We start from the raw sequence: 23,714 nt of genomic DNA, 5'->3' as shown, positions 1-23,714 counted from the left end.
CTATGACTCCCGGATTGATTGCTGTGATTTTTGCTGCGCTGGTTCTGGTTTTAATTATTATAAAGTCAATACGTATTGTTCCGCAGAAGACAGAAGTTATCGTGGAAAGACTGGGCAAATACCGGGTGACCCTCGGAGCGGGATTTCATTTCCTTTTTCCGTTTATTGACCGGGTTGCCTATCAATTTTCCCTGAAGGAAGAGGCTCTTGATACGTCGCCCCAGACCTGTATTACCAGTGATAATGTAAGTGTTGTGGTGGACGGACTTATATTTATAGAAGTGCAGGATGCCAAAGCCGCAGCTTACGGAATAGATAACTACAGGTATGCTGCATCACAGCTGGCCCAGACTGCGCTTCGCTCATGCGTGGGTAAGCTTGCATTGGATAAGACTTTTGAGGAGCGCGACTCCATAAATGCACAGGTGGTTGAGGCCATAGATGCTGCCGCTGCTTCGTGGGGAATAAAAGTGCTGCGCTATGAAATTAAGGATATCACCCCGCCGGAAAGCGTGAAAGCGGCCATGGAAACTCAGATGATTGCCGAACGTCAGAAGCGCGCGGACATTGCTCGCAGTGAAGGAGAAAAGCAGGCCACAATCAATAAAGCTGAAGCTGCCAAACTTGATGAAGTCCTTAAGAGTGAGGGGGAACGGCAAAGATTAATGAACGAGGCCCGCGGTAAAGCGGAAGCCATCACAACTGTAGCGGATGCTACAGCCAAGGCTTTGAACACAGTAGGTGGAGCCATCAATACAACCGGTGGGGCAGATGCGGCTTCTCTTAGGATTGCCGAGCGCTACGTAGAGGCTTTTGAGGGTTTGGCCCGTGAATCCACAACACTCATCCTACCGGCCGAAGCCGGGGATGTAGCTTCCATGGTCGGTACAGCCATGAGTGCTTACGGTAAAATCAAAGGCAAGGGGTGCAACGGACAGTCCGCAAAGAAAGACAAAGGGCAGAGTGAATTTGGATTTACTCTAGAATAGATATTCCCGTTTTTGTGCATCGGATAAATTACGTTATAAAACCCGGCTATCATGGCCGGGTTTTATATGTCAGGCGCACGGACTACCCTTTTAGGCTATAGTGTTGGCGATTGTCCCAACGCCGGAGTATGCGGCACTGAGAACGCTTTTCTGGAAATCATAGTCGCTATTGGTTGAAGAACTGAATTGATCGGAATTCATGTAATCAAGTGTTTTGGTTACAACCTGAGCCCCGAACAATTGCTTGTCACTTACCGCAGGTGCGGCATCCATTGTTGAACTGATTCCTGTTACGTCCATAAAAACCCCTCCCGAAAAAGGGTAAAATACGCGCCTATCAGTTTAATCGGTCGAAAGCTGAAATTCTTTAGGGTAAAACTGAAAATATTCGTGGCCGGTTATTCAAATGTTATTAATGATGAATAAAAAAATCCCCGCCCTCAGTTAATGAAGGCGGGGATTATCAATTTTTGAGAAGAGGGCTATTTTTTTACTTGTTCCCAGAGCTCGTTTTGTTCAATCAGGCTCATATCGGAAATATCCTTACCTTGTTCTTTGGCGAGGTCTTCCATCTTGGCAAAGCGTTCCAGAAATTTGTGGTTGGTCATTGCCAGAGCGCTGTTAGCTTTTATTCCATTGCGGCGTCCAAGCTCAATAAGGGTGAACAGGTAATCACCGAATTCTTCGGTAATGGCTTCTTTGTCACCTGATTCAAGTGCTTCCTGCCATTCTTTCCATTCACTGTCGAGTTGACCGAGACACTGTTCATCGGACTCATAGGTGAATCCGCTACGTGCTGCTTTTGAGTTGATGCGGTATGCTTTGAGCATCGGCGGCAAGCCTTCAGGCAGAGAATCAAAAATCTTTTTGTCGCCTTTCTTTTCGCTTCTTTTAATTTTTTCCCAGTTGCGCAGTAATTCTTCCTGATCTTCAACTTTACTGTCAGCGAATACGTGGGGATGACGGCGGATCATTTTTGCGGCGCTGGAGTCCACTGCATCGGCAAAAGTAAAAGCGCCTTGTTCTTCGTAGCGCTTAGCGATGAACAGCAGCAGGAACATAACGTCGCCCAGCTCTTCCATGGCTTCCTGGCGGTCATCAGCGCGAATGGCTTCAACCAGCTCAAACGCTTCCTCGATGACGGAATCGCACAGTGATTCAGGGGTTTGTTCTTTATCCCACGGACAGCCGTCCGGGGCGATTAAGGCTGCAATAACATTTTTTAACTTTTCAATAGATTTAGAGCTCATTTTTAGATGGTGTCATTTAGAGGGTTGGTGAGTTCTGAGCGGTCGGGAAACATAGATTTAATGTCCAGTGAATCAAGCACATCGTCCGGAGCAAAACTGATGAAGAAACTCGCGGTCGCCATCACTTTCGGGGCCAGTCTTGATTTGGTCAGGAACTCAGTGTTGGGAGTGAAGCTGTTCAGTACAACTATAATGATGCCGCCGACAATAATTGCCTCGACAAAACCGAGAATTCCGCCGAGGACCTGATCTGCCCAGCTAAGCATGCTTACTGTCAAAATCTTTTTAATGGTGACTCCGACCAGGAAAGCCACAAAGAGGGTAGCTACAATTATGGAAAGGTAGCTGAAAGCTTTAACTGTTCCTGGACCGTCAAAGAAGGTTTCAAAGTATGGTGCCAGTTTGTAGTGATATTTGGCTGCTAGATAAAATCCTAAAATTAATGAAAAAACGGAAATAGCCTCACGGACTATTCCACGTAGCAGGCCCCTGAAGATCAGGCCCCCCGCAATTACAATCAAAATTATATCCAGCGCGTTAAGGGCTATTCCAGATGTTTGCATACTGAATTCCGTTGATATTGATGTTTGTGAAAAAATGCGCGAACTCCGCATGTAGCCTAACCACGAAAATATAAGTTCCAAGAGTATCAGACCGCAAAAGAAAAGTGAATATCATGAACCTACTCAAAAATAATAAAAAATATGGCAATCATGTGAAGAATGAGGTTGTGTCATTTGGCGATCTCAGGTAATTCTCATTTAATTTTTGGGGAAATAGTTTTTAAAGTCAGGAACTGGATTACCCGGCTTTGGAGTATATGCATGAAATTGATTGAGACGGGGTTTCCCGGACTTGTGGTTGTTGAGCCTAAGGTTTTTAGGGATAGACGGGGTTTTTTTCTGGAAAGCTTTAATAAAAAAGTCTTTTCTGAAAACGGATTACCAACTGATTTCGTTCAGGATAATCATGCTTATTCATCCGGCCTTGGCGTCATTCGAGGTCTGCATCTGCAGATGCCTCCGTATGCTCAGGCTAAGCTTGTATGGGTTATAAGGGGGGCGGTTAACGATGTGGTGGTGGATCTTCGTAAAGGTTCCCCGACATATCGGAGATCGTTCAAAATTGAACTATCTGCAGAAAATTTTCTAAGGCTGTTCATCCCTAAAGGGTTTGCCCATGGATATGAAACCCTGACCGAGGAAAACGAGTTCATGTACAAAGTCGATTGCGAATATGCTCCCGGTAGCGAAGCCGGGATCAGGTGGGATGATCCAGAGCTTGGTATCGACTGGAAGACAAAAGAAGCGGTGCTTTCTGACAAGGACCAAAAACTTCCGTCTCTGGCCGGGTTTGACTCGCCATTCGAGTTTTAAGATGAATAACGGAAAGTATACAGAATAATATTTTCCGTACCCCTTTTTTCGGGATAATAGAGCACATCTCAGCTATGCGGAGTTTGTGAAAAGTTTCATATTCTCTTGACATAGAAAGATACTCTATTTTAGAAGAAGTGGCGTTAATTGGTTAGTTTATGTTTCACAAAACTTAAGGAGTAGTGGGGCGAGGTTATGGAGGAAAAAAGAACATCGAAGCAGTGTGGAGGAGTTCTTCCTTTCTTCATCGGTGTCCTTGCAAGCCTGATCGTCGGCTGGTGGGTTTTCCCGCAGGTTATTTATAGCCAGAAGACTCAGCCGATCGAATTCAGTCACAAGGTTCATGTTGAAGGCGAAGGTATGGACTGTGAGTCATGTCACATGTTTTTGGAAGATGGTTCCTTTGCGGGGCTGCCTTCCAACGAGCAGTGTGCTGAGTGTCACGAAGACGTTCTCGGTGATTCCGAAGCAGAAGAAGTTTTCGTGACCGAGTATCTGCAGAAGGGTGTGGAAGTTCCCTGGCTGGTTTATCAGTATCAGCCTGATAATGTTTACTTTTCGCACATGGCACACCAAGGCTTCGAGTGTACGGATTGCCATCCCGACGTAGGCAATAGCGACACGCTGCCTACGTATTACGAAAACAGAATCAGCGGTTACAGCAAGCAGACCATGAAGATGTGGCAGTGTGAACGCTGTCATGCGGAAGTTGGTACCAGCAACGCATGTTACGTCTGCCATAAGTAAGTGAGGGACTGCAATGGGTATTGATCGCAGAACTTTTATTCAATTGGTAACAGGTGGTGTTGTTGGTTCGCTCTTCACCCCTGTAATTTGGAAATCTCTGGATGACGCTTCCATCTGGTCCCAGAACTGGCCCTGGATTCCCAGATTGAAATATGGTGCAATTACTGAGCAGGCTTCTGTTGCCAAATTCGGCACAGCTCCCTGCGCGGAGATTGTAAAATCCGTGGGTGGAAGCCCCTATCTCACCAGAGGAAATGCTGAAAACGAAATGAGCAAGGGCGGGGTTGACCCTGTCAGCGCCAGCGGCCCTCAGCTCATGTACAGTCCTTCCCGCATTAACGGTCCTATGAAGAAAACCGCGGAAGGCAAATACGAGTCTATCTCCTGGGATGAAGCTGAAAAGCTGCTCTCTGATAAACTCGCCGCAATTAAAGGACAGAAAGGCAAACTCACTGTTGTTTCCGGTGACACAACCGGTACCGCAACTGAGGTTCTGTCCGGTTTTGCAGCAGAAATGGGCGCTGAGTGCTACATGATGCCCTGTGATGAGCAGGGAGCAGCCGCAGCACTGGCGAGCATGGATGGAAAAGGTCAGATCGGTTATGATCTGGAAAATTCCGACTTTGTTCTTTTCGTCGGTGCAGATGCAATGGATTCATGGGGCCCTGTGGTGAGAAACCAGCGTGTTTACGCCTCAAGCCGTCCCACTGGTGAAGAAGTTAAAACTTCTTATGTTTATGCCGGTTCTTTCCAGAACAGCACAGCAGCTGCTGCAGATAAGTGGGTACCGGTTAATCCCGGTTCCGGAGCAATCTTCTGCCTCGGTCTTGCTTATCACATGCTTAAAGCCGGAGCTTCCGCTCCTGTTTCCGACTTTGCAGACTTCAAGACTCTGGTTATGTCCAGATTCTCTCCTGACAAAGTTGAGAAAGCAACAGGTGTAGCAGGATCGCAACTTGCCGCACTTGCCAAGGCTCTGATGAAATCTTCCGCTCCTGTTGTTGTTGCAGGCTCCGAGTTCGCTCAGGGCGCAGGTGCAGCAGATGTTATTGCCGCCTCAGCAGTGAATATGCTGCTCGGTCAGGTCAATAAAGATGGCGGGATGAAGATTCTCCCCGAACTGCCCAAGGCTGTTGAAGCAGCCACAGACCGTTCGGAACTGGCAGCAAAGGACTTTGTCGGCTACCTTTCAGGTATTGCCGCAGGCAAGGTTAATGCTCCCGAAGTTATGATGGCTTACGAAGCCAATCCTGTTTACGCTCTTCCCCAGAATACCGTTCTGGCACCGGCGTTTGAAAAAGCAGGTTTCCTCGTAAGTTTTAGCACTTATATGGATGAAACAGCTTCCAAAGCTGACCTGATTATGCCCAACCCCACCAGCTACGAACGCTTCGAAGATGCCCAGACTCCTTACGGTGCAGGCGCAGCGATGCTCGTAGCCAGTGCTCCTGTTGCAGAACCTCTCTACAACAGCAAGCCGACTGTTGATGTAATCCTCAGCGTGGCTTCCGGACTGGGTATCGATCTTGGATATGAATCTGCTGACTCTGTTTATCAGGCAAAAGCTGAAAAAGCAGGTGCTGACTGGGATTCTCTTCTTGAAGGCTCTGCTTATGTTTCCGATTCTATGGAATCAGATTCCATCAAGTTCGCAGCATCAATTCTGTCCAAGGCCGTGACAATGCCCAAGGGTGGCGAAATTATCCTCGCTCCTTACTCCAAGCTCATCTTCGGTACCTCCACAGTGGCTATTCCGCCGCTGAACGTGGTTGCTATCAGCAAGAATGAACTTTTGGGTAAAGACCTTATGGTTCAGGTTAACTCCAAGACCGCCAAGAAACTCGGTGTGTCTGAAGGTTCCAAGGTCAAGCTTGGCGGAGCAGGTGGAGAGTGCGCTGTAAGAATCCACATTAATGAAGGCGTAATGAATGATGTTATCGCCGCACCTCTTGGATTCGGACACACCGCGTGGGATGCATACTCCAGCGGTAAAGGCGAAAACATCTCCAAACTTCTCACAGTTGACACTGAGCCCGGTACCGGTTTGTCCGTGTGGTCCAGTTCTTCCGTGAGCATCGCCTAATTTAAAGTCAGGGGATTCACGTTATGCAGCATATTGAATTTGATACTAAATGGACCATGGTGGTCGATGTCGACAAGTGTACCGGTTGCGGTGCTTGTATGGTGTCCTGCCAGGCTGAAAATAACATAGCTCCCATGGAAGAAGGGTCTAATAAACTTAAGACCCTTACCTGGATGAATGTCTATGAACTTACTAACGGTAAGGAATTTCCCAACAGGGAAGTTGCCTACCTGCCCAGACCCTGTATGCAGTGCGGACATCCTGCCTGCGTTCCCGTCTGTCCTGTAGTTGCGACTACAAAGGACGAAGAAGGCGGAATCGTCAGCCAGATTTATCCCCGCTGCATCGGTTGCCGGTATTGCATGGCGGCATGTCCTTACCACGCCCGCTACTTCGGTTGGCTGGACCCTGTTTGGCCCGGAGGTATGGATAAGGCTTTGTCCCCCTCAACCTCCACCCGTCCTCGCGGTGTTGTTGAGAAATGTAACTTCTGCCATTCCAGATTGCTGAACGCCAGAGAACGCGCACGTAATGAAGGTATGGACCCCAATAAACTCCCTGACGGCTGGTATAAACCTGCTTGTCTGGAAGCTTGTCCGTCCGGCGCTATCTCTTTCGGTGATTCCAAGAACCCTGAGCACAAAGTTCATGAGCTGATTAAGAGCCCCAATGCTTTCCGCATTCTGGAGTCTATCGGCATGGAACCTCAGGTGTACTACATCAGCCGTCGTGACTGGGTCCGTGAGCAGAGTGATAACCACATCGCTGAAGACAAGCACTAGGAGGGAGGTTTACCATGGATAGCAATCTCTTCCCCGAAGGCGTAAAACGCTGCGGACTGCCCAAGTTCCTGCTTTGGATGGTCTTTCCGACAGCCGTCCTGCTCTGGGGCGTCTATGCTGCCGTTAATATTTTCTATTACGGTATCGGCGTAACCGGCCTTGACAACTACTTCGGGTTTGGACTTTGGATTACTTTCGACCTTGCTGTTATCGCACTTGGTGCCGGTGCTTTTTTTACCGGTTTTCTCAAGTATATTCTCAAGATCGATCAACTTAAAAATATTATTAACCTTGCAGTTATTCTCGGGTTCCTGTGCTACTCCGGCGCCATGCTCATTCTGACCATGGACATCGGGCAGCCTATCCGGGCATGGTTCGGCTATTGGCACCCCAATGTGCACTCCATGCTCACAGAAGTTATCTTCTGTATTACCTGCTACTGCACAGTTCTGATTATTGAATTCATTCCGCTGGTTTTAGAACAGAAACAGCTGAATAAGATTCCTTTTCTGCATCACTTTGCCCATCACTTACACGTGAATATGGCTCTGTTCGCAGGTATCGGAACCTTCCTTTCCACCTTTCACCAGGGTTCCTTGGGCGGTATGTACGGCGTTATGTTTGGTCGTCCTTACGCTTTCCGTGAAGGTTTCTTCATCTGGCCCTGGACATTCTTCCTTTTTGTTCTTTCCGCTGTAGGGTCCGGTCCTGTTTTCACAGTTCTGGTTTGTACCCTCATCGAAAAGATGACTGGTAAAAAATTGGTGGATTACAAAGTAAAAGCCCTGATGGGTAAAATCGCCGGTACCATGCTCTGCGTGTACATGTTCTTCAAGATCATTGATACTTGGGCTTGGGCTGTCGGTTATCTGCCTTCCGTGGGCTTGACCTTTGACCAGATGTTCTACGGTAATATCTACGGTCAGTGGTTACTGTGGACTGAGATCGTACTCTGCGGAATCGTTCCCGCAATTATGTTGATCACTCCGTCCATCAGAAACAACCCCGCACTGCTGTATTCAGCAGCTATTCTGGACTGCATCGGCATAACCATCAACCGTTACGTCTTCACCGTCCAGACCATCGCTATTCCGGTTATGCCTTTTGATAACTGGGAAACCTACGCACCTAACTGGGCAGAATGGGCTACCACCCTGATGATCTGCGCTTACGGTGCTTTGGTTATCAGTCTCTGCTATCGCTATCTGCCTGTGTTCCCTCAGGAACTCAAGCTGAACAAGAAATAGCATCAGCTGACAGCATAAGTTAAGTCTAAAGGCCTCACTCTCACGAGTGGGGCCTTTTCTTATTGGGGCACTTTTTTGAAATAGGTACATCCAAGGGATTTATTTCAGGATGCCTTTTGATGTTTATAGTTGGACATCTGCGCGTGTTCATCAGCCTATTTAAGTTGTAGCCTCAATTTTTACATACACTTTCTAGGTTAGCAGAAGCTCATTTATAAATTAGGCAATTCTGGACAATTGAGAGATGTTCTTCTCACTGCTTCCTGCGGTTAAAAACAGTAGTGTGTGATAGCCCGAAAAATGAGCGATAGCGCAGAAGAAAAGCCTCTCCGCAATAGCGAAGAGGCTTTTAAATTTTATACTGTGAGGCTCAGCCTAGTAGGGCAGGAACCATTTCATGCCTTGCATTTTAGCGGGAATAGGCTTGTCCTGAATTATCGGATGAGTCTGATCCCAACACTGTTTTTCTTCTTGAATCCAAGATGGTCGGGAGAGTCTGATCGAGTTGCCTTGGGTGATGGAATCGTCATCCCCACTAAAATGCTGAAGAATTAGACTTATATTTCCATACTTATCTTTAAGCGACCATTTCCAGACTTTAAGGGTACCGAAAGGGTTACCTCGCCAATCATTGGGTTGGCCGAAACGTTTTTCAATTTTGCTGTAAATTTTATTGAAAAAATTCAAGCTGTTGTTTGAGTATTTCAACTTCATGCGCAGGATGATGTCTTTGCGTTTACAGTTACCGACCACAACGTAGCCGCCTCTGTAACCTTCCAATTCTCTAAGACCTATACGTTTAATGTATTCTTCCTGCCAGGGTGATGTTTCAGATTTCATTTCCAGCAAAGAGCGAACCGTTGAAACATTATTACCAATTGTTATACCGGCAATTGATTCAGGAGCGTTCTGGGCCGCACCGGCACTAGAAATAAGAAGTAAGCAGGAGATAATAGTAAGTATAATTGTTCTTTTCATGTGTTCCACCTGTAAACCCTTATGGCTGTAACTAAATGAGAGTCAACCCGATTCCGCTAGTGCATCCTGAACAATCAGGGTTGTACATAGAAAGAAATCGTTCTTCCCAGTGGCTGATCATGTTAACTGTGGCCTTCAAGAATTTTGTACTTATTTCAGGATATTGTTCTTGTGCTTTCTTAAATTTTTCTCTGGTAAGGCGAATACATACACAATCAGAAGTTGCCTTTAAAGTGAAAAGTCTCTTGGAGCTGCCAATTAGTGAAAGAGCGCCGACAAAATTACCATCCTTGAATGATTGAACCTTAATCGATCCAGAATCAAGGTAAGCTTCCATGGTTCCGCTAATGATGAAATATGCGGATTGGTCGAGGTCGCCACTGGCGAACACTTCCTCACCGGCTGCAAACTTGTCACGAACACAAAGGTAAGCGATTAGTTTTTGCGCTTCAAGTTCAAGCCCAGAGAAGTACGGTATTTCCCTCATTATTTCCAAGTGTTCTTGATATTCACTGGTTTCCGGTACCATAATTAATGCGCTCCGTGTATAAGTTCGTAAAGCAGTCCCTTTTTTTCGATGAGTTCATCATAAGGACCTACTTCCATTAATTTACCAGCCTTCATGACTGCCACTTTATCGTAATTCTTGATCGTATCAAGTCTGTGTATAACTGAGATAAGCGTCGCCTTGCCTTTCCATTTGGTTTCGAGCAGCCCCTGAATCCGGTTCTGGGATCTGTTGTCCAGCGCCGATGTTGCCTCATCTAGAATCATGATAGGCGGATTTTTGAGGAATGTTCGCGCAATGGCGAGTTTCTGGCATTGTCCACCGGAAAGTTTGTCGCCTTTGGTTCCGACCTGAAACTCCATGCCCAATTCTACGACTGTCTCAAGGAGGTCCTCCTCAATCAGCAACTGAATCATGGATTGGTTGATGGTGTCCTGAACTTTGGGATGATCGGTCTTTGGTTTACCAAAGAGGATGTTATCCAGAATAGTCTGCGAAGGGATAAATTCAGACATCTGGTAGAAGCTGAAAGTCTCGGGTCTTTCTTGAGAGACCTGCGAGTTAAAGAGCTTCCGACCATCAAGGATAAGCCCCTGAAGTACCGCTGGAAGAACAACAATTTTATGCCTGCCGGGTACAAAACCAAGTGCGAGGTGCAAAAGCATCTCACGGTCTTTGCCCTGAAGTTCCTGTAGTGTAATGCCTTCAATGCGATTTATGAGCTGCTTGTAATCTTCAAATTCCTCGGAAGGAATGGGACTTTGTTCAAAGAAAACTTCATCAGGCGGGAGATTGCCCAGAATGTCAACCGTCTGTTTTGCAAGCTCACGGCCCAGACTTAATAGAGGGGTCTCAAGTTGCGCGTTTCTTAGGAAATTGACAAAATATTCATTGCTGACCAGTTCACGCCCTGAAAAACTGGTGTCATTTGCATGACCGAAGGTGATGTTCCCGGCTATGCTTGAATATTTCAGATACTGTCCTTCATGGTAAAATTCCACATGCTCGGCAAGTTTTTCTCCATAGTCGGAATGGAAGTTCTTACGTACCCGGACCAGTCTCTCAGAGAGTTCTGATTCTTTATCAGGATCAAGAAGAGTATTTAGTCCGAAACGCAGCACATCCACAAAAATTCCGGCTTGCTGTATGGCTTCGATCATATTGTCGCGGCTGGGCATTTTTTGTTCAGATTCGGGATCGTTTTCAAGAACTGCCGCACATGAATATAGTAGGTTGGCCTTGATGGTACCGGAAAATATGAAAGGAGACTGGGCCACAATACCCATGTTGTGAACCATGTCGGCCTTGGTCAAATCAGCTACTTCATAGCCGTCGATTTTGACCGAGCCTCCCGTATATTTGTAGAGCTGGGAGATACATTGAGCCAGCGTGCTCTTGCCGCTACCAGAAAAACCGACAAGGGCCATTTGTTCGCCGGGTTTAAGTCGCATATTGATTTGCTTGAGCAGCCGGATGTTGCCGGAAACAGTGAATCCGAGGTTTTGGACTTCGATATCTCCTTTGAGTTTTACCGGTGCACGGCCTTCCGGTTCGAGTACGAATTCAGGAGCTGTATCGAAGTATTCCATTACGCGTTGGTACCGGACTCCGGCATCATTATGGACCTGATAGAAATCCATCAATTCTTTCCACGGATCATAAATTTTTTCATAGGCTGAAAGGAAAGCCACCAGCGCACCGAGATCAAAACGACCCTGAATAGCCAGATACCCGCCAACTATAAAGAGCAGGAAAGGTCCCAGACTTTGGAAAAAATTATTAAGAACCTTTATGCCCTGTTTGTAAAGAATCCAGGTTATTCTGATTTTGAAAAGCCGATCTACGAAACTTCCGTATTTACGGTTTTCAATGCGGTAGGAACCGTTACCGTGAATTTCGTGAATACCGGAAATGGTCTCGTTGATATGCGTACTGAGATTTCGGGTGGTATCGACCCGTTTTTTATTAGCTTTATTTGATTTTTTCTGGAGTTTGGGGACCAGATATATAACAAAAGGATATAGTGATATGGAAATACCGGCCATGATGGGGTTAAGGAAAAACATGTATCCGGCAAAGGCGATAAGAGTAAGCAGGTTAGTCACCGGAACCGCCACTGATTGTCCTACATATTCACCCGCCGGAGCCAACTCGGTTACCAGCGAGGATACCACCATGCCGGGGTTCGCCTTTCTGAAATAGCTGAGCGGTAGAGTCAGGATATGGGCGTAGAGCTCCTTTCTCATTTGTGCAAGTGATTGCTGACCTATATACGTTTGTAACACGGTGATCAGATATTTGAGCAGACTGGCGGTAACAACAGAAGCAATGTAGAATCCGCAGTACATAAATAATAAATCAACCTTGCGCATACTGATGGCTTGGTTGATGATTTTTTTTTGCATTTCGAGCGGGATAAGCCTGACTGCTACTGTAAAAAAGATGACAACCAGCAATATGAGTTGTAATTTCATATTACTGTTTTTTATCCAGTATGTTAGCGGACGTTTGGTGATCATTCATTACTCCTGTAAGGCTATCTGTCTAATAATATTTTATTACCTTTTTGTTGACGCAGCTACAAGGGTTTTCTAACTTATGTTGGGTAATTGGTATTATCTATCCATAATGAGAAAATTCGAGGATAAGGCTTTGGCAAATAAAATGAAGTCGCAGGCCGAGTGCGGCGTTACTTCTTCCTTCTCGTTGAAATCGGATATATCTGAGCTCAAAATCCTTGCCGAAAATATTGAAAATTTCGGTAGTGATAACGGCATACCCGATAAAACAGTGTTCGAACTCAATCTTGTACTGGATGAGCTGTTTACAAACCTTGTCAGTTACGGTTGCCAGTCGGATAGACACAAATTTGAAATCATCATGAAATTAAAGGATGGTTTTCTTACTTTGTTGATTGAGGATGACGGACACATGTTCAATCCCCTTAAAGCGCCGGAGCCAGAGATGGAGTGCGCTTGCGAGGAACGTAAAATTGGTGGCCTTGGAATCTATTTTATGCGTAAGATTATGGACAGTATCGAATATTCGTGGGAAGACGGCAAAAATAAATTAAAGTTAGTAAAAAATATTCAATAGTAATAGTGTAGTTAACCAGTCCGCTGGACAGATTTTTATATTAACCGCTAATAGTGCAATGCCACCTCTCTGGCGGTAAAATCGTGAAACGGAGGAAATGATGGGGCTTGAAGTCGGTGAAATTAAAAATAGTGGGATTATTACCTTTCAGTTAAAAGGTCGGCTTGATTCTAATACATCTAATGATTTTGAGGAAAGACTCCTGAATTCAATTCAGAGTGGGGAAATTAAGATTATTTTAGATTTTGAAAATCTTGAGTATATTTCCAGCGCCGGACTGCGCGTCCTGCTTAAAGCAGCACGTGAACTAAAAGGTGGTGAGGGTAAAATGATGCTTTGCTCACTTAAAGATTACATCAGGGAAGTTTTTGACCTTTCCGGTTTTGTGTCTTTCCTGCCCATTTATGATAACATGGATGAATGTATATCCTCTTTCTAGACTTTTTAGAACAATCAGGCCATGATAGGGTCGTTCTACATGTAATATATACTTCCTGTCCGCTATAATGCGGACAGGAAGTTTGTTTTTTGAAACTGCGATATTTTATTGCTATAATAGATGTTGTGCTTTTCATTATATATGGAGGGAAAAATGAGCGGAATATTTACATCACTTGCAGTAATGCTGTCTCCAAGGGGGATTGAGGCAGCCGGGTACGGTGCCGGCTTAGGAGGAGCAGCCTTTATGGTGATGCTGGTTCTGGCCGCACTTGTTTCTGTTTGTACGGCGCGAAGCATGGACAAGCTTTCGTCCGGAGAGCTGCGGGCAACACCGGTTGACCGCGTCGCCTTTGGATTCCTTGATGTGGCTCGTTTTTTTACCCTTACAGTGCTGGCTGTCTCCTGGCTGGGCATTGCCGGAAATACTGTTAATGAAATATTTTTAAGTTTATTTTCGCCTCTCGCTGCCTCATTCTTCATTCTTGCCCTTGCGGTGTGGGCTTGTTTTCTGTGTAAAAAATACGCCGGAGACCTTTTCGGGGGCAGCCTTACTCTGGCCTTTGTCTTCTTCCTGTATATGGTAATTATGGTTGATCAGCCCGGGTCCAATGGAATGGGCTACCCCGTTCAGCTTCCGCAATTCTTTTCTCCTCTGCTGCCTGCAGGACTAGCCGAATCCGGGATAATGGGCTGGTTGCAGCTGGTTTTTCTGTCTGTGCTGGCTTTTATCGGTTTTGATCTTCCTCTTGTTTTCGAGAATAAAAGTTCGCGTGCCTATCCTGCCATATTCATGATCCTTGTGGTTTTTGCCCTGTTTAGCTGGACCTCCTTGCTGGTTGAAACTCCTGACGGATTGTTGGAAAGCACATTGCCGCAGCTTAAGGTTGCCGCTCATATTTTGAACGGTAAAGGTGTTCTGCTTATGGGCGGGACAATAATTTTTGCAACTTTTGCAGCAATATTCGGCCTGTTTCAGTTGTTCGGCCATAGGTTGCGCAAAATTGTAGCCGAAAGTTATTCCGGCTATGCCGTCCGAGGAGCGGCGGTCTTTGTCGGCGTAATTGTTGCGCTGATGCTCGCTAACGGCTGGGCTGATAAGGACGAACTGGAATCACTAATCTCTGCCGGGCTTTGTTTCTGGTTCGGTTCGTACGCTCTTATCGATTTGCTGGGCATAGTAGCCATGCGCCGGGCCGGTCGATTTTACCTGCCGCGTTTTTTGACTCTGGGGCTGCACCTGATTGCTGCGGTCGTCTGCTGTCTGAACATCGAATTCAGCAATTATTTTCTGTACGCGGTAGGCTGCATGGCGGTAGCAGGAGCTGTTCTTGGCTTAACGGTCAAGGATTACTGTGACTATCCGCCTCTAGAAGAAGTTGATCATGATGATCTCCCCTCCGAAGATTCCGAGGAAAGTGAATCAGAACAAAGTGATCCGGTTCATGATGATCCCGAAGACGAAGAGCTGAATATTGTGAGTTATAACTAATCAGGCCCCTGCCAGCAAAGCGCAGGGCTGAGTGTGAATATAAAATTGGCATGCTTCCGGGTGTGCCAATTTTTTTATTGTGAATCATTTACGTTCCGGGCTTGACAAGTCGACCATATTTCCAGTTAATTATTCGTATCGCTGACTGATATTCAGTCCTATTCCTCACAGTCTCGCCTGTGCTTTTCCCTCAACACAATTTTCGGTATGATCTAGCAATGATAGATAGTCTTATGATTCCATAGGCTTAAGTTGTGGTCATTTTTTTATCACTAGAATTTCAACGGGGATATTATGCTATCCAATATTTACCTGATCGGGCCTAGAGCTTGCGGCAAAACCAGCGTGGGCAGGATACTTGCTGATAAGTTGAATTTTAAATTTTATGACACCGACGAAGTCCTTGTGCGAAAGGCCGGTTGTGATATTGCGCAGTACGTAGAGCAAAAAGGCTGGAACGGCTTTCGCGATCTGGAGGCAGAGGTGCTTGGCGAGCTATCAAAAAAGATAGGGCGGTCATATCCTGTGGGGGTGGAATAGTGGTTCGGCAGGAAAACAGAAATGTGCTGAAGAAAAATTTTACCGTGTATCTGAAAACTGATGTGCGTGTTCTCGCTAACCGTCTAGAGGCTGATCCTAATGTGGATCAGCGTCCGTCGCTTACCGGAAAGTCCATTGTAGATGAGATCCGTGACGTCCTTGAAGAGCGTAAAGAATTCTATCACGGCTGTGCCGGTTTTGTCGTGGACGGTTCCGATTCTATTGATGACGTAAGCGGGAAAATTATGAAAAGGTATCAATCCTCAAGCATGGGAGATAAATAATATGAGCGGCAATACATTCGGCCGGATTTTTAAGCTCACCACCTATGGAGAATCCCACGGTCCCGGACTGGGCGGGGTTATTGATGGTTGCCCGGCGGGCATAGAACTTAATGAAGAAATTATCCAGCTTGAGCTGGATCGCCGCAAACCCGGACAGGGCGTTGCCTCCACCGCTCGCGTCGAGGCGGATCGAATCAGGATTCTTTCCGGCGTTTTTGAAGGTCGCACTACGGGAACATCCATTGGTTTCCATATTGAAAACACCGACCAGCGTTCCAGAGATTATTCTAAGATAATGAATGTGTATCGCCCGGGGCATGCCGATTATACTTTTGATGCTAAGTTCGGCTTTCGAGATTACCGGGGAGGCGGACGTTCTTCCGGCCGCGAAACTGTATCGCGTGTTGCTGGAGGGGCGGTGGCGCAGGAGTTTCTGCTTCAGCAGGGTATTGCCTGTCAGGCATATACGGTGCGTATCGGAGGTATAGAGGCTGAAGTTAAAGAGCCGGAAAAATCCCATGAGAATCTATTTTTTGCTGCTGACTCAGAAGTAATTCCCCGCTGGGAAGAACGGGTCAAGGAAATTCGATCAAAGGGGGATACCCTTGGCGGAGTGGTCGAGGTTCGCGTAAAAGGTGTTCCTGCTGGGCTGGGTGAACCTGTTTTCGATAAGATAGATGCCCGGTTAGCCTATGCGCTCATGTCTGTTGGTGCCGTCAAAGGAGTTGAAATCGGTTCCGGGTGCAAAGCGGCTGACGCATTGGGCAGCGAGAACAATGATTTTATGAATGCAGATGGATTTTGCAGCAATAACGCCGGGGGAATACTCGGTGGAATTTCCAGTGGACAGGATATTGTGGTCCGAGCATATGTAAAGCCCATACCTTCCATCAGTAAACCGCAGCAGACTGTTGACCGTGACGGTAATTCCGAGGAAATTAAAATCGGTGGCAGGCACGATATCTGCGCAATACCCCGTATCGTTCCTGTGCTTAAATCCATGGCTATGCTCACCGTTGCGGATTTTATCCTGCTGCAACGTAGGATGGGATGATTTAAATGTTTGCATATGGCGGTTTGATTCTTTAAAATTATTGAAAATAACCGCTATAGCGTATGGAGAATATGAAATGAGCGCACTGGTTGAATTAACGATATTTCCAACTGACAAGGGAGCGAGTGTCAGCCCTTACGTGGCTAGGGTTGTTAAAATTATCCGTGAGTGCGGCCTGCCTTGCGAGCTTGGTCCTATGGGAACATGTATCGAAGGTGAGTGGGATGAGGTTATGGCTGTGGTTACAAAATGTTATCAGGCTCTTGAAATCGATTGCGAGCGAATTTATATGCTGATGAAAGCCGACTGCCGTAAAGGCGCGGTGGACCGGCTACACGGAAAAGTCCAGTCTGTGGAATCTAAATTATAGCCGGAGTTGATTTGGAAAAACAAATGAAAATTTCAAAGCCAGTAATTTATGTCGGTCTGCTGATTCTAACAATGATCATGTCTGGATGCGTGCATTTAGGGGTTTCTCACCTTCAACGGCAGTCATGGCGGCTCGAAACACCGCGGACCATGCAGATGGAGTTCATGAATTTTGATTATGAGATAGTCCCGCGCAAAGAGAATTTCGGCGTACGTGGAATGGCTTATGTAAAGAAAAGCAATGTGCCCATGTGGGCCGGTTGGATCGGAGAACTTTGGATTCAGGGGTACCTGAGCGATATGGACGGCAATGTCCTTGCGCAGGGATTGCAGGTTTTTTCTCCGGAAAAGCTGGAGGATGGCAAGGGAATCCCCTTTGATTTCGCATTAAAGCCGGATCAGCTTGATTCCGGTCCGCTGTATGTTTCCTTCGGCTATCGCATGGCGTTGTACAAGAATCGGGAATCTGGCAATGAGCCGCCGTTTATGGCTATTGAGCGTGCAGTCTTGCAGTAGTCTGTGCCTTTTTTGGAGGCCCAGGTAAACTTTCCGGCATTGCCGGCTGCGTGCCGGTGCGGTTTTTTAGAGTGAAACTAATTCCAGATCGCCCCACGCACCAATTTTGGAATCGTATTGTACGAAAACACCATCCAGCCCGTGTTCTGACAGATCACGGGCTTTTTCTATTACCAGCGGCACATCAGCGGGGGATTTGAGCAGGTTGGCGAGAGCGGTGGCTGCCGCGTCTGCAAAACGGGCGTCTTTCGCGCGCACTGTAACCAGATCTCCACTGCCGAGGCTGAGCGAATGACCGATGGTTCCCGATGAAGAGCATATGGAAAGAGGGAAATCGGCAGCTTCAATGGATAACCCTATTCTGGCTCCGGAATCAGGATCGGAGAGCAGGGCCACTTTGCGTTTTGAGCTGGAATACATGAAAATATCTCCGCCGTTTTCAACAATGACATTAGCCGATAACGGCAGTAGTTGATCAGCGACATATTCAGCCACTGCGCCTGCCACCGCTGCCATGGGACCGACATTGCACGCCTGTGCGCTTTCTGCCATGGCTTTAATTACCGGATGAATATTTTCAGGCACGGCAACAGGGGTAAGGCTGGTGGCGAAAGAGGGATTAAGGACAAAATGGGCCTGTAAAATACCGCGAATGTCGTGGACGGCGGCAAGAGCCTGATCGCTTAAATCTTTTTCGGCTACAATAAATAAATCCGTCTGCTCGACAACAACCTGAAATGAAGTCTCGCCCCCTGAGATGGCGACGGTGTTACGGTATCCGCGGGTATGATCTGTATGTATTTTTTTGCTCAAAATAATTTGCAGGAAGGCTTTCCGCAATACATGGAAGCCGGATAAAAGTTGTAAAAAAAACGGGGAGGAATCACGTTTATGTTTCCCCCCCCGGACGTAGATCCGTTAATACTTAGAAGCCTAAATCTTCATTGATAAAGACTACATGAATGCGTCCCTGTGGCGAAGACTTTTCAGTGATCGCCCAGACATTACAGATGCGGTCCTTGGAATTACAGTCCTGACACTTACCGGTAACCGCGCAAGGTGTTTTGCGCTTAAGCCGCATGGCGTTAACCGGTGCTGCGTATTCTTTTACACGGCTTATGGCTGCGTCAAGGTCGGGGCAAAGTTTGTTGCGTCCGACGAGAACAACAACGTTGCGGGGACCGAAAGCCATAGCAGCAACACGATTGCCTGTGCCGTCGAGATTTACCAGCTCGCCTTCTTCAGTGAAAGCGTTTGCACTGGTAAGATACAGGTCGGTGATAAGAGACTGTCTGCGTCGTTCCAGTTTTTCAGCCATGGGAGGATTTACATCATAAGTGTCGATCACCTTGACATTTTTAAGCTTCTTGATCTGGTCATATATGCCGGAGTCGACCATGGTCGTGGAACCACCGAAGCTGATGGATTTAGGCTTCAGTTTGGGGATTATTTTGTCAAGAACGAGGGATGAAGCTGCTTTCTGGTTTTTAACGACATATGTTGTGTAACCGTTGTCTTCAAAAACTTCTTTTATTTCTCCGAGTTTGATGTCCCAGAAAGATTGTACGGGGTTCATTTGTAACTCCTTTGTTTTGTTTCATACCGAGATTGCATGGCGGTTAAAAAAACGCTTAAAATTTGAAAAAAGCGGTGAAAAAAAAATGCGTACGTGATATGCATTTAGGACATTAACCAAAGATTCACGTCAGCATTATGTATGAATTCACTTTGACAGCATGCCCTCATCGGGGTATGCGGACTTGTTTTCGTTTGAAGCAGCATAGAATATTCAGAGTAAGATTAAAAGAACTTAGCTGCATGTGCACTGTGAAAACATTTCTTGACGATACCTAAAGTTAGGGATATATGTTCCCGTTCCTCGTAGCTGGAATTTGTTGTCCGGTTTTATAACGTTATTAATTTTTGGAGAAATAAACATGAAAAGAACTTACCAGCCAAGTAAATGTAGAAGAAAAAGGACTCACGGTTTTCTCGTTCGCTCTCGCAGCAAAAACGGTCGTGCTGTTATCGCAAGACGTCGTGCAAAGGGTCGTAAAAGATTAGCCGTTTAAGTTGGACAAAGGAGCACAAGCTCCTTAGGAAGCCTGAATTTGATCTCTGCTACGAGCAGGGAAAAAAGCTCTTCACAAGGAGTTTTATACTCTTTGTGCTGTGTCATGGTAGCGGCCCTGGCGGGGTTCGTTTGGGCCTTACCGTGAGCAGAAAAAAAGGACCGGCAGTTGTAAGAAACCGAATTAAAAGGGTTCTGCGCAGTTTCTTCAGGCTTAATCAGGAAAACTTTCAGGTACGTGCGGACATTATTGTTGTCCCCAAGCGTGTTCTGAACGGCAGGGACATTACCTATGACCTTGTCGAAAAAGAACTTCTCCCGGTTATTGGAAAGATTAACAAGCTTTTTACTGCGGGGGAATAGTGAGAAATCAGGGAATGCGGACTCTGTTTCTTTATCCGATACGCTTTTATCAGAAGTATATATCCCCGTTGTTTCCGGGGTGTTGCCGCTTTCATCCTACCTGCTCGCAATACGCCATCGAGGCTATATCCCTTCATGGAGTGTTTAGAGGGGGGGGCTATGCATTGTGGCGTCTGGTGCGTTGTAATCCGCTATGCAAGGGTGGATATGATCCCGTTCCCGCCCATAAAAAAATTTCACCGCGTAGTCCCGATTTGATCTGAGGGACAAATTTTTAGTGAGAAAAAAAGACATGGATAATAAACGCGTTATTTTGGCTGTAGCCTTATCGTTTGTAGTACTTCTCGGCTGGCAGTTCCTCTTTCCGCCACAGCAGCAGCCCGCCCCTGTCAAACAGGAGCAAACCACACAACAGGATCAGGCCGTAGAGTCCAAAGTTGCCGAACCTGTTTCAAACCAACTTCCCGATCCCGCTTCCGCAAGTGCCATTGTTTCCGCCAAAGGAACAAAACTCACCGTTGAAACTCCTTTCTATTCCGCAGTGATCAACTCACAGGGCGGCCTTCTCGAAAGTTTCAAGCTCAAAAAATTTAAAGCGACCATCGCTCATGATTCTCCGGATGTTGACATGGTCGGCACCAACGCACTCGATAAAGCTCCCATGGGAGTTATCCTGAACGGGATTCCCACTTGGGCCAACGGGGTCTGGGGTTACGAAGGTTCAAACCTCAATCTCGACGGCAACAAGCTTGGTACACTTACTTTTCGCGGAGACGTCGAAGGGTTCCGTATAGAGCGCAGACTTACTTTTCATGCGGATAACTACCTCATTGATGAAGATATGAGGGTTATCAATAAATCCAATCCCAGCGGAGTTGGACGCGTTGCTTTCACAACTGCGACCAAAAGCCTGACCGCAGCGGATGACCGCTACAACCCGACCAGAATCGCATGGTTTAATGCTGAAGGTCTGGGCGAAGAAAAAGATCGTGATGACCTTGCTGAAAAAGGTGTCAGCGAATCCGGTCAGATCCATTGGGCCGCTATTGATTCTAACTATTTTATCCTCGCTCTTGTGCCCGGTTCTGATTCAGTTACTATGAAGGGTAAATTGCAGGATGATATTTTCCGCATTGCTGCTGAGCAGAATGTTTCCTTTGATAAAGACATCGAACGCAAGTTGACCTGTTCTTATTATTTTGGTCCCATGGATGCGCAGTTGATGGCTAAAGTGCCCGGAGAACTCTCCAAGGCAGTTAACTTCGGCTGGTTCGATATAATCGCCAAGCCTCTTGTTGTAGCTCTGGAGTGGTTTCATCAGTTCACCCATAACTACGGCATTGCGATCATTCTGCTGACCATCGGTATCAAGCTTCTTTTCTGGCCTCTGTCTCACAAGAGTTACAAGTCCATGGAGCAGATGAAACGTCTGCAGCCCATGATGGCCAAGCTTCGCGAAAAGTACGGCGATGACAAGGAAGCTCTGAACAAAGAGATGATGCAGCTTTACAAGACATATAATGTCAACCCGGCCGGAGGTTGTCTGCCGATGCTGCTGCAGATTCCGGTTTTCTTCGGACTGTACAAGGCACTGATGGGAACAGTAGCCCTCAGGCATGCTGATTTTATCCATTATCTGCCTTTTACTGATATTGTCTGGCTCGCCGACCTTTCGGCAAAAGATCCGCTTTACATCACTCCTATCGTGATGGGTGCGACCATGTTCCTGCAGCAGAAGATGACCCCCTCCGCAGGTGACCCGACACAGCAGAAGCTGATGATGTTTCTGCCCCTCGTATTCACCTTTATGTTCCTCAACTTTCCCGCCGGGTTGGTTGTGTACTGGATGGTCAACAACATACTTTCAATTGCGCAGCAGTGGATGATGATTCGCAAGGTTAAGAATTAGAACGCAAAAGTTGATCGGATTTAATGGAGTGAAGAACAATCAGGAGATAGAATGAGCGAATTCATGGAATTCCAGGGGAAGAATTTGGACGAGGCGATTAATAATGCCTGTGATCATTTTAGTCTGAATCGCGACAAACTTGAAATTGAGATTCTCAGTGGTGGGTCCACCGGCGTTTTCGGTCTGGTGGGTAAGAAAAATGCTAAAGTCAAAGCTCGTCCCAGAGGTGGTGAAAACCGCTCTGCAGCAAGCGATGATTCAAGAAGAGGAAGAGGACGTCAGCAGCGCAGAGAGCAGCCCGAACAGAGAGCGCCAAGATCTGATCGGCGCAGGGAAGAACGCGCTCCCGTTGCTAAAGAAGACACCGCTCCCGTTTCTCGTACCGAGCCTGAAGTGCCCGCTGTAAAGCCTGAGGCTGAAGTTGCGGTGAAGGAAGAAGGCAAGGTTGCTGTTAAGCCTGAAAGCGAAGTAGCTGTCAGGGAAGAAAGCTCCGTACCTGCTGTCACTGAAACTGCTGAAGATACTCCGGCAGAATCACAAGAGCAGAGTGAACGCCGCGAAGAACGCCGTGAAGAACGCCGCGAACCGCGCAGCATAATGGAGGGTGATCCTGAAGATATCGCCGCCGCTGTTCGTGAAGCGCTCGAGATGATGATTGAGCCGATCATTCAGGACAAACCCAATCTCGAAATAGAAGTGGGCGAAGACCGTGTTAATGTTCTGGTTAATGACGAAGAAAATTCCGGTTTGATTATCGGTCGCGAGGGACAGACACTCTCTTCCCTGCAATACCTCTGCAACCGTATGGTCTCCAAGAAATTGCAGACTTCTGTGCGTGTTCAGATTGATACCGGCGACTACCGTGAGCGTCAGGATGAAAAACTTCGTCAGCTGGCCTGGCATCTTGCCGATAAGGCCATGCATACCGGTCGAGTTCAGTCTACCAAGCCTTTAAGCTCTTATCACCGTAGAGTCGTTCACATGGCTCTTCAGGAAGATAAACATGTCAACACTCGCAGCAAGGGTGACGGACCGATGAAGCGTGTCCTGATCCTGCCCCGTCGCAGTCGTGGCAGTGGTGGCGGTAGACGCAACGATAATTACAATCGTGGCGGAAATGATCGTTATGACTCCCGCAGCAATGACCGTAGCAATGACCGCAGCAGGGGACGTCGTGATCGCAACGAACGTACTGACAATTATCGAGGCCGTCGCAATGAGCGTACGGAGCGCACCGAAAGTCCACGCGGCCGCGGCAACGAGCGTAACGATAATTTAAACAACCGGAACCGCGATGAAAACTTCGGCAACCGCGAAGAATTCAATCGTCCGGGCCTTTTCGGCGATAATTACGGTAATGGTTACCAGCAGGATAACAATTACGGAAATCGTCAGTCACGCTACAATAATAATCGCCGTAATGACCGTAATAAAGATGGTAATAGCCCGAACTACAATAGTGAGCGCTACAACCGTTTTTAATTTTCAGGATCGAAATTACTATTATCCTGTTTAAGCTGAACCGAATCTACCGGATTCGGATTCCGAAGGGGATAACTCCTTTGGCCGCAGTAGGTGAAATTCTCTGGTAAAGCGTATAGCGCATCCGGTTTTTCGCCCAT

The 23,714-nt window shown here is 46.8% G+C and carries 25 protein-coding genes and 1 pseudogene; 18 read left to right on the top strand and 8 right to left on the bottom strand.

Going from position 1 to position 23,714, the window contains the following annotated elements; genetic code table 11:
* Positions 1 to 2: 2 nt before the first annotated feature.
* Positions 3 to 989: an SPFH domain-containing protein gene (locus ACKU35_RS18425; protein ID WP_319761630.1), complete on the top strand. Its 987-nt coding sequence runs from the start codon at positions 3 to 5 to the stop codon at positions 987 to 989.
* A 90-nt stretch (positions 990 to 1,079) separates the two neighbouring features.
* On the opposite strand, the gene ACKU35_RS18420 is transcribed toward ACKU35_RS18425, so the two are convergent.
* The 3 genes from ACKU35_RS18420 to ACKU35_RS18410 form a co-directional block, all read right to left on the bottom strand.
* Positions 1,080 to 1,289, bottom strand: coding sequence for a hypothetical protein (locus tag ACKU35_RS18420; RefSeq protein WP_319761628.1), 210 nt, complete (start codon positions 1,287 to 1,289; stop codon positions 1,080 to 1,082).
* Positions 1,290 to 1,471: 182 nt separating this feature from the next.
* Positions 1,472 to 2,239, bottom strand: a complete 768-nt coding sequence (mazG, locus tag ACKU35_RS18415; RefSeq protein WP_319761626.1) for a nucleoside triphosphate pyrophosphohydrolase — start codon at positions 2,237 to 2,239, stop codon at positions 1,472 to 1,474.
* 2 nt (positions 2,240 to 2,241) lie between these two features.
* Positions 2,242 to 2,802, bottom strand: a complete 561-nt coding sequence (locus tag ACKU35_RS18410) for a CvpA family protein (protein ID WP_319761624.1) — start codon at positions 2,800 to 2,802, stop codon at positions 2,242 to 2,244.
* A 261-nt stretch (positions 2,803 to 3,063) separates the two neighbouring features.
* Between ACKU35_RS18410 and rfbC the strand changes: the two genes are divergently transcribed.
* The 5 genes from rfbC (at position 3,064) to qrcD (ending at position 8,474) form a co-directional block, all read left to right on the top strand.
* On the top strand, positions 3,064 to 3,615 hold the full coding sequence (rfbC, locus tag ACKU35_RS18405; protein ID WP_319761622.1) for a dTDP-4-dehydrorhamnose 3,5-epimerase: 552 nt from the start codon (positions 3,064 to 3,066) through the stop codon (positions 3,613 to 3,615).
* Between the two features lie 195 nt (positions 3,616 to 3,810).
* Complete coding sequence (gene qrcA, locus ACKU35_RS18400) at positions 3,811 to 4,362, top strand: menaquinone reductase multiheme cytochrome c subunit QrcA (protein WP_319761620.1); 552 nt, start codon at positions 3,811 to 3,813, stop codon at positions 4,360 to 4,362.
* A gap of 13 nt (positions 4,363 to 4,375) precedes the next feature.
* Complete coding sequence (gene qrcB, locus ACKU35_RS18395; protein ID WP_319761618.1) at positions 4,376 to 6,445, top strand: menaquinone reductase molybdopterin-binding-like subunit QrcB; 2,070 nt, start codon at positions 4,376 to 4,378, stop codon at positions 6,443 to 6,445.
* Between the two features lie 23 nt (positions 6,446 to 6,468).
* On the top strand, positions 6,469 to 7,227 hold the full coding sequence (gene qrcC / locus ACKU35_RS18390; protein WP_319761616.1) for a menaquinone reductase iron-sulfur cluster-binding subunit QrcC: 759 nt from the start codon (positions 6,469 to 6,471) through the stop codon (positions 7,225 to 7,227).
* A 14-nt stretch (positions 7,228 to 7,241) separates the two neighbouring features.
* Positions 7,242 to 8,474 carry a menaquinone reductase integral membrane subunit QrcD gene (gene qrcD / locus ACKU35_RS18385; RefSeq protein WP_319761614.1) on the top strand — a complete coding sequence of 411 codons (1,233 nt, stop codon included), beginning with the start codon at positions 7,242 to 7,244 and terminating at the stop codon, positions 8,472 to 8,474.
* Positions 8,475 to 8,849: 375 nt separating this feature from the next.
* On the opposite strand, the gene ACKU35_RS18380 is transcribed toward qrcD, so the two are convergent.
* Genes ACKU35_RS18380 through ACKU35_RS18370 form a run of 3 tightly spaced genes read right to left on the bottom strand, consistent with a single transcriptional unit; the run spans position 8,850 to position 12,479 of the window.
* Positions 8,850 to 9,452, bottom strand: coding sequence for a hypothetical protein (locus tag ACKU35_RS18380; RefSeq protein ID WP_319761612.1), 603 nt, complete (start codon positions 9,450 to 9,452; stop codon positions 8,850 to 8,852).
* Between the two features lie 31 nt (positions 9,453 to 9,483).
* Positions 9,484 to 9,981 (bottom strand): cyclic nucleotide-binding domain-containing protein, encoded by a 498-nt coding sequence (locus tag ACKU35_RS18375; protein WP_319761610.1) that lies wholly within the window; start codon positions 9,979 to 9,981, stop codon positions 9,484 to 9,486.
* Between the two features lie 2 nt (positions 9,982 to 9,983).
* Positions 9,984 to 12,479 carry an ABC transporter ATP-binding protein/permease gene (locus ACKU35_RS18370; protein WP_319761609.1) on the bottom strand — a complete coding sequence of 832 codons (2,496 nt, stop codon included), beginning with the start codon at positions 12,477 to 12,479 and terminating at the stop codon, positions 9,984 to 9,986.
* Positions 12,480 to 12,612: 133 nt separating this feature from the next.
* Here ACKU35_RS18370 and ACKU35_RS18365 point away from each other — a divergent pair, with 133 nt between their 5' ends.
* The 7 genes and pseudogenes from ACKU35_RS18365 to ACKU35_RS18335 all read left to right on the top strand — a co-directional run bounded on the left by ACKU35_RS18365 (position 12,613) and on the right by ACKU35_RS18335 (position 17,749).
* Positions 12,613 to 13,056 (top strand): ATP-binding protein, encoded by a 444-nt coding sequence (locus ACKU35_RS18365; protein ID WP_319761607.1) that lies wholly within the window; start codon positions 12,613 to 12,615, stop codon positions 13,054 to 13,056.
* A gap of 97 nt (positions 13,057 to 13,153) precedes the next feature.
* Entirely contained in the window at positions 13,154 to 13,495 is a 342-nt protein-coding gene (locus ACKU35_RS18360; RefSeq protein ID WP_319761605.1) for an STAS domain-containing protein, read from the top strand.
* Between the two features lie 153 nt (positions 13,496 to 13,648).
* On the top strand, positions 13,649 to 14,986 hold the full coding sequence (locus ACKU35_RS18355) for an APC family permease (RefSeq protein ID WP_319761603.1): 1,338 nt from the start codon (positions 13,649 to 13,651) through the stop codon (positions 14,984 to 14,986).
* A 294-nt stretch (positions 14,987 to 15,280) separates the two neighbouring features.
* Positions 15,281 to 15,810: pseudogene (gene aroL, locus ACKU35_RS18350) on the top strand (shikimate kinase AroL).
* 1 nt (position 15,811) lies between these two features.
* Positions 15,812 to 16,864, top strand: a complete 1,053-nt coding sequence (gene aroC / locus ACKU35_RS18345; RefSeq protein ID WP_319761597.1) for a chorismate synthase — start codon at positions 15,812 to 15,814, stop codon at positions 16,862 to 16,864.
* Positions 16,865 to 16,940: 76 nt separating this feature from the next.
* Positions 16,941 to 17,234 (top strand): MTH1187 family thiamine-binding protein, encoded by a 294-nt coding sequence (locus ACKU35_RS18340; protein ID WP_319761595.1) that lies wholly within the window; start codon positions 16,941 to 16,943, stop codon positions 17,232 to 17,234.
* Positions 17,235 to 17,257: 23 nt separating this feature from the next.
* Entirely contained in the window at positions 17,258 to 17,749 is a 492-nt protein-coding gene (locus ACKU35_RS18335; RefSeq protein ID WP_319761593.1) for a hypothetical protein, read from the top strand.
* A 66-nt stretch (positions 17,750 to 17,815) separates the two neighbouring features.
* Here the strand turns inward: ACKU35_RS18335 and ACKU35_RS18330 are convergent, their stop codons facing one another.
* The gene (locus ACKU35_RS18330; RefSeq protein WP_319761591.1) at positions 17,816 to 18,562 is read right to left on the bottom strand and encodes a UPF0280 family protein; all 747 of its coding nucleotides are present in this window, start codon (positions 18,560 to 18,562) and stop codon (positions 17,816 to 17,818) included.
* A 112-nt stretch (positions 18,563 to 18,674) separates the two neighbouring features.
* A complete protein-coding gene (locus tag ACKU35_RS18325; protein ID WP_319761589.1) occupies positions 18,675 to 19,325 on the bottom strand; it encodes a lactate utilization protein in 651 nt (216 codons plus the stop codon).
* 361 nt (positions 19,326 to 19,686) lie between these two features.
* On the opposite strand from ACKU35_RS18325, the gene rpmH reads away from it, so the two are divergent.
* The 5 genes from rpmH to jag are packed head-to-tail and all read left to right on the top strand — an operon-like array spanning position 19,687 to position 23,574.
* On the top strand, positions 19,687 to 19,821 hold the full coding sequence (rpmH, locus tag ACKU35_RS18320) for a 50S ribosomal protein L34 (protein WP_136674522.1): 135 nt from the start codon (positions 19,687 to 19,689) through the stop codon (positions 19,819 to 19,821).
* A complete protein-coding gene (rnpA, locus tag ACKU35_RS18315) occupies positions 19,809 to 20,183 on the top strand; it encodes a ribonuclease P protein component (protein ID WP_319765434.1) in 375 nt (124 codons plus the stop codon). The genes rpmH and rnpA overlap by 13 nt, the downstream gene beginning before the upstream one ends.
* 14 nt (positions 20,184 to 20,197) lie before the next feature.
* Positions 20,198 to 20,446, top strand: a complete 249-nt coding sequence (gene yidD / locus ACKU35_RS18310) for a membrane protein insertion efficiency factor YidD (RefSeq protein WP_319765432.1) — start codon at positions 20,198 to 20,200, stop codon at positions 20,444 to 20,446.
* Between the two features lie 29 nt (positions 20,447 to 20,475).
* Positions 20,476 to 22,092, top strand: coding sequence for a membrane protein insertase YidC (gene yidC, locus ACKU35_RS18305; protein WP_319761585.1), 1,617 nt, complete (start codon positions 20,476 to 20,478; stop codon positions 22,090 to 22,092).
* A gap of 51 nt (positions 22,093 to 22,143) precedes the next feature.
* A complete protein-coding gene (gene jag / locus ACKU35_RS18300; protein ID WP_319761583.1) occupies positions 22,144 to 23,574 on the top strand; it encodes an RNA-binding cell elongation regulator Jag/EloR in 1,431 nt (476 codons plus the stop codon).
* The last annotated feature ends 140 nt before the right edge of the window (positions 23,575 to 23,714 follow it).

The organism is Maridesulfovibrio sp., from assembly GCF_963676065.1.
Taxonomy (GTDB): Bacteria; Desulfobacterota; Desulfovibrionia; order Desulfovibrionales; family Desulfovibrionaceae; genus Maridesulfovibrio.
The sequence above is the reverse complement of the archived record's forward strand: the minus strand, read 5'-3'. Positions and strand labels throughout refer to the sequence as shown.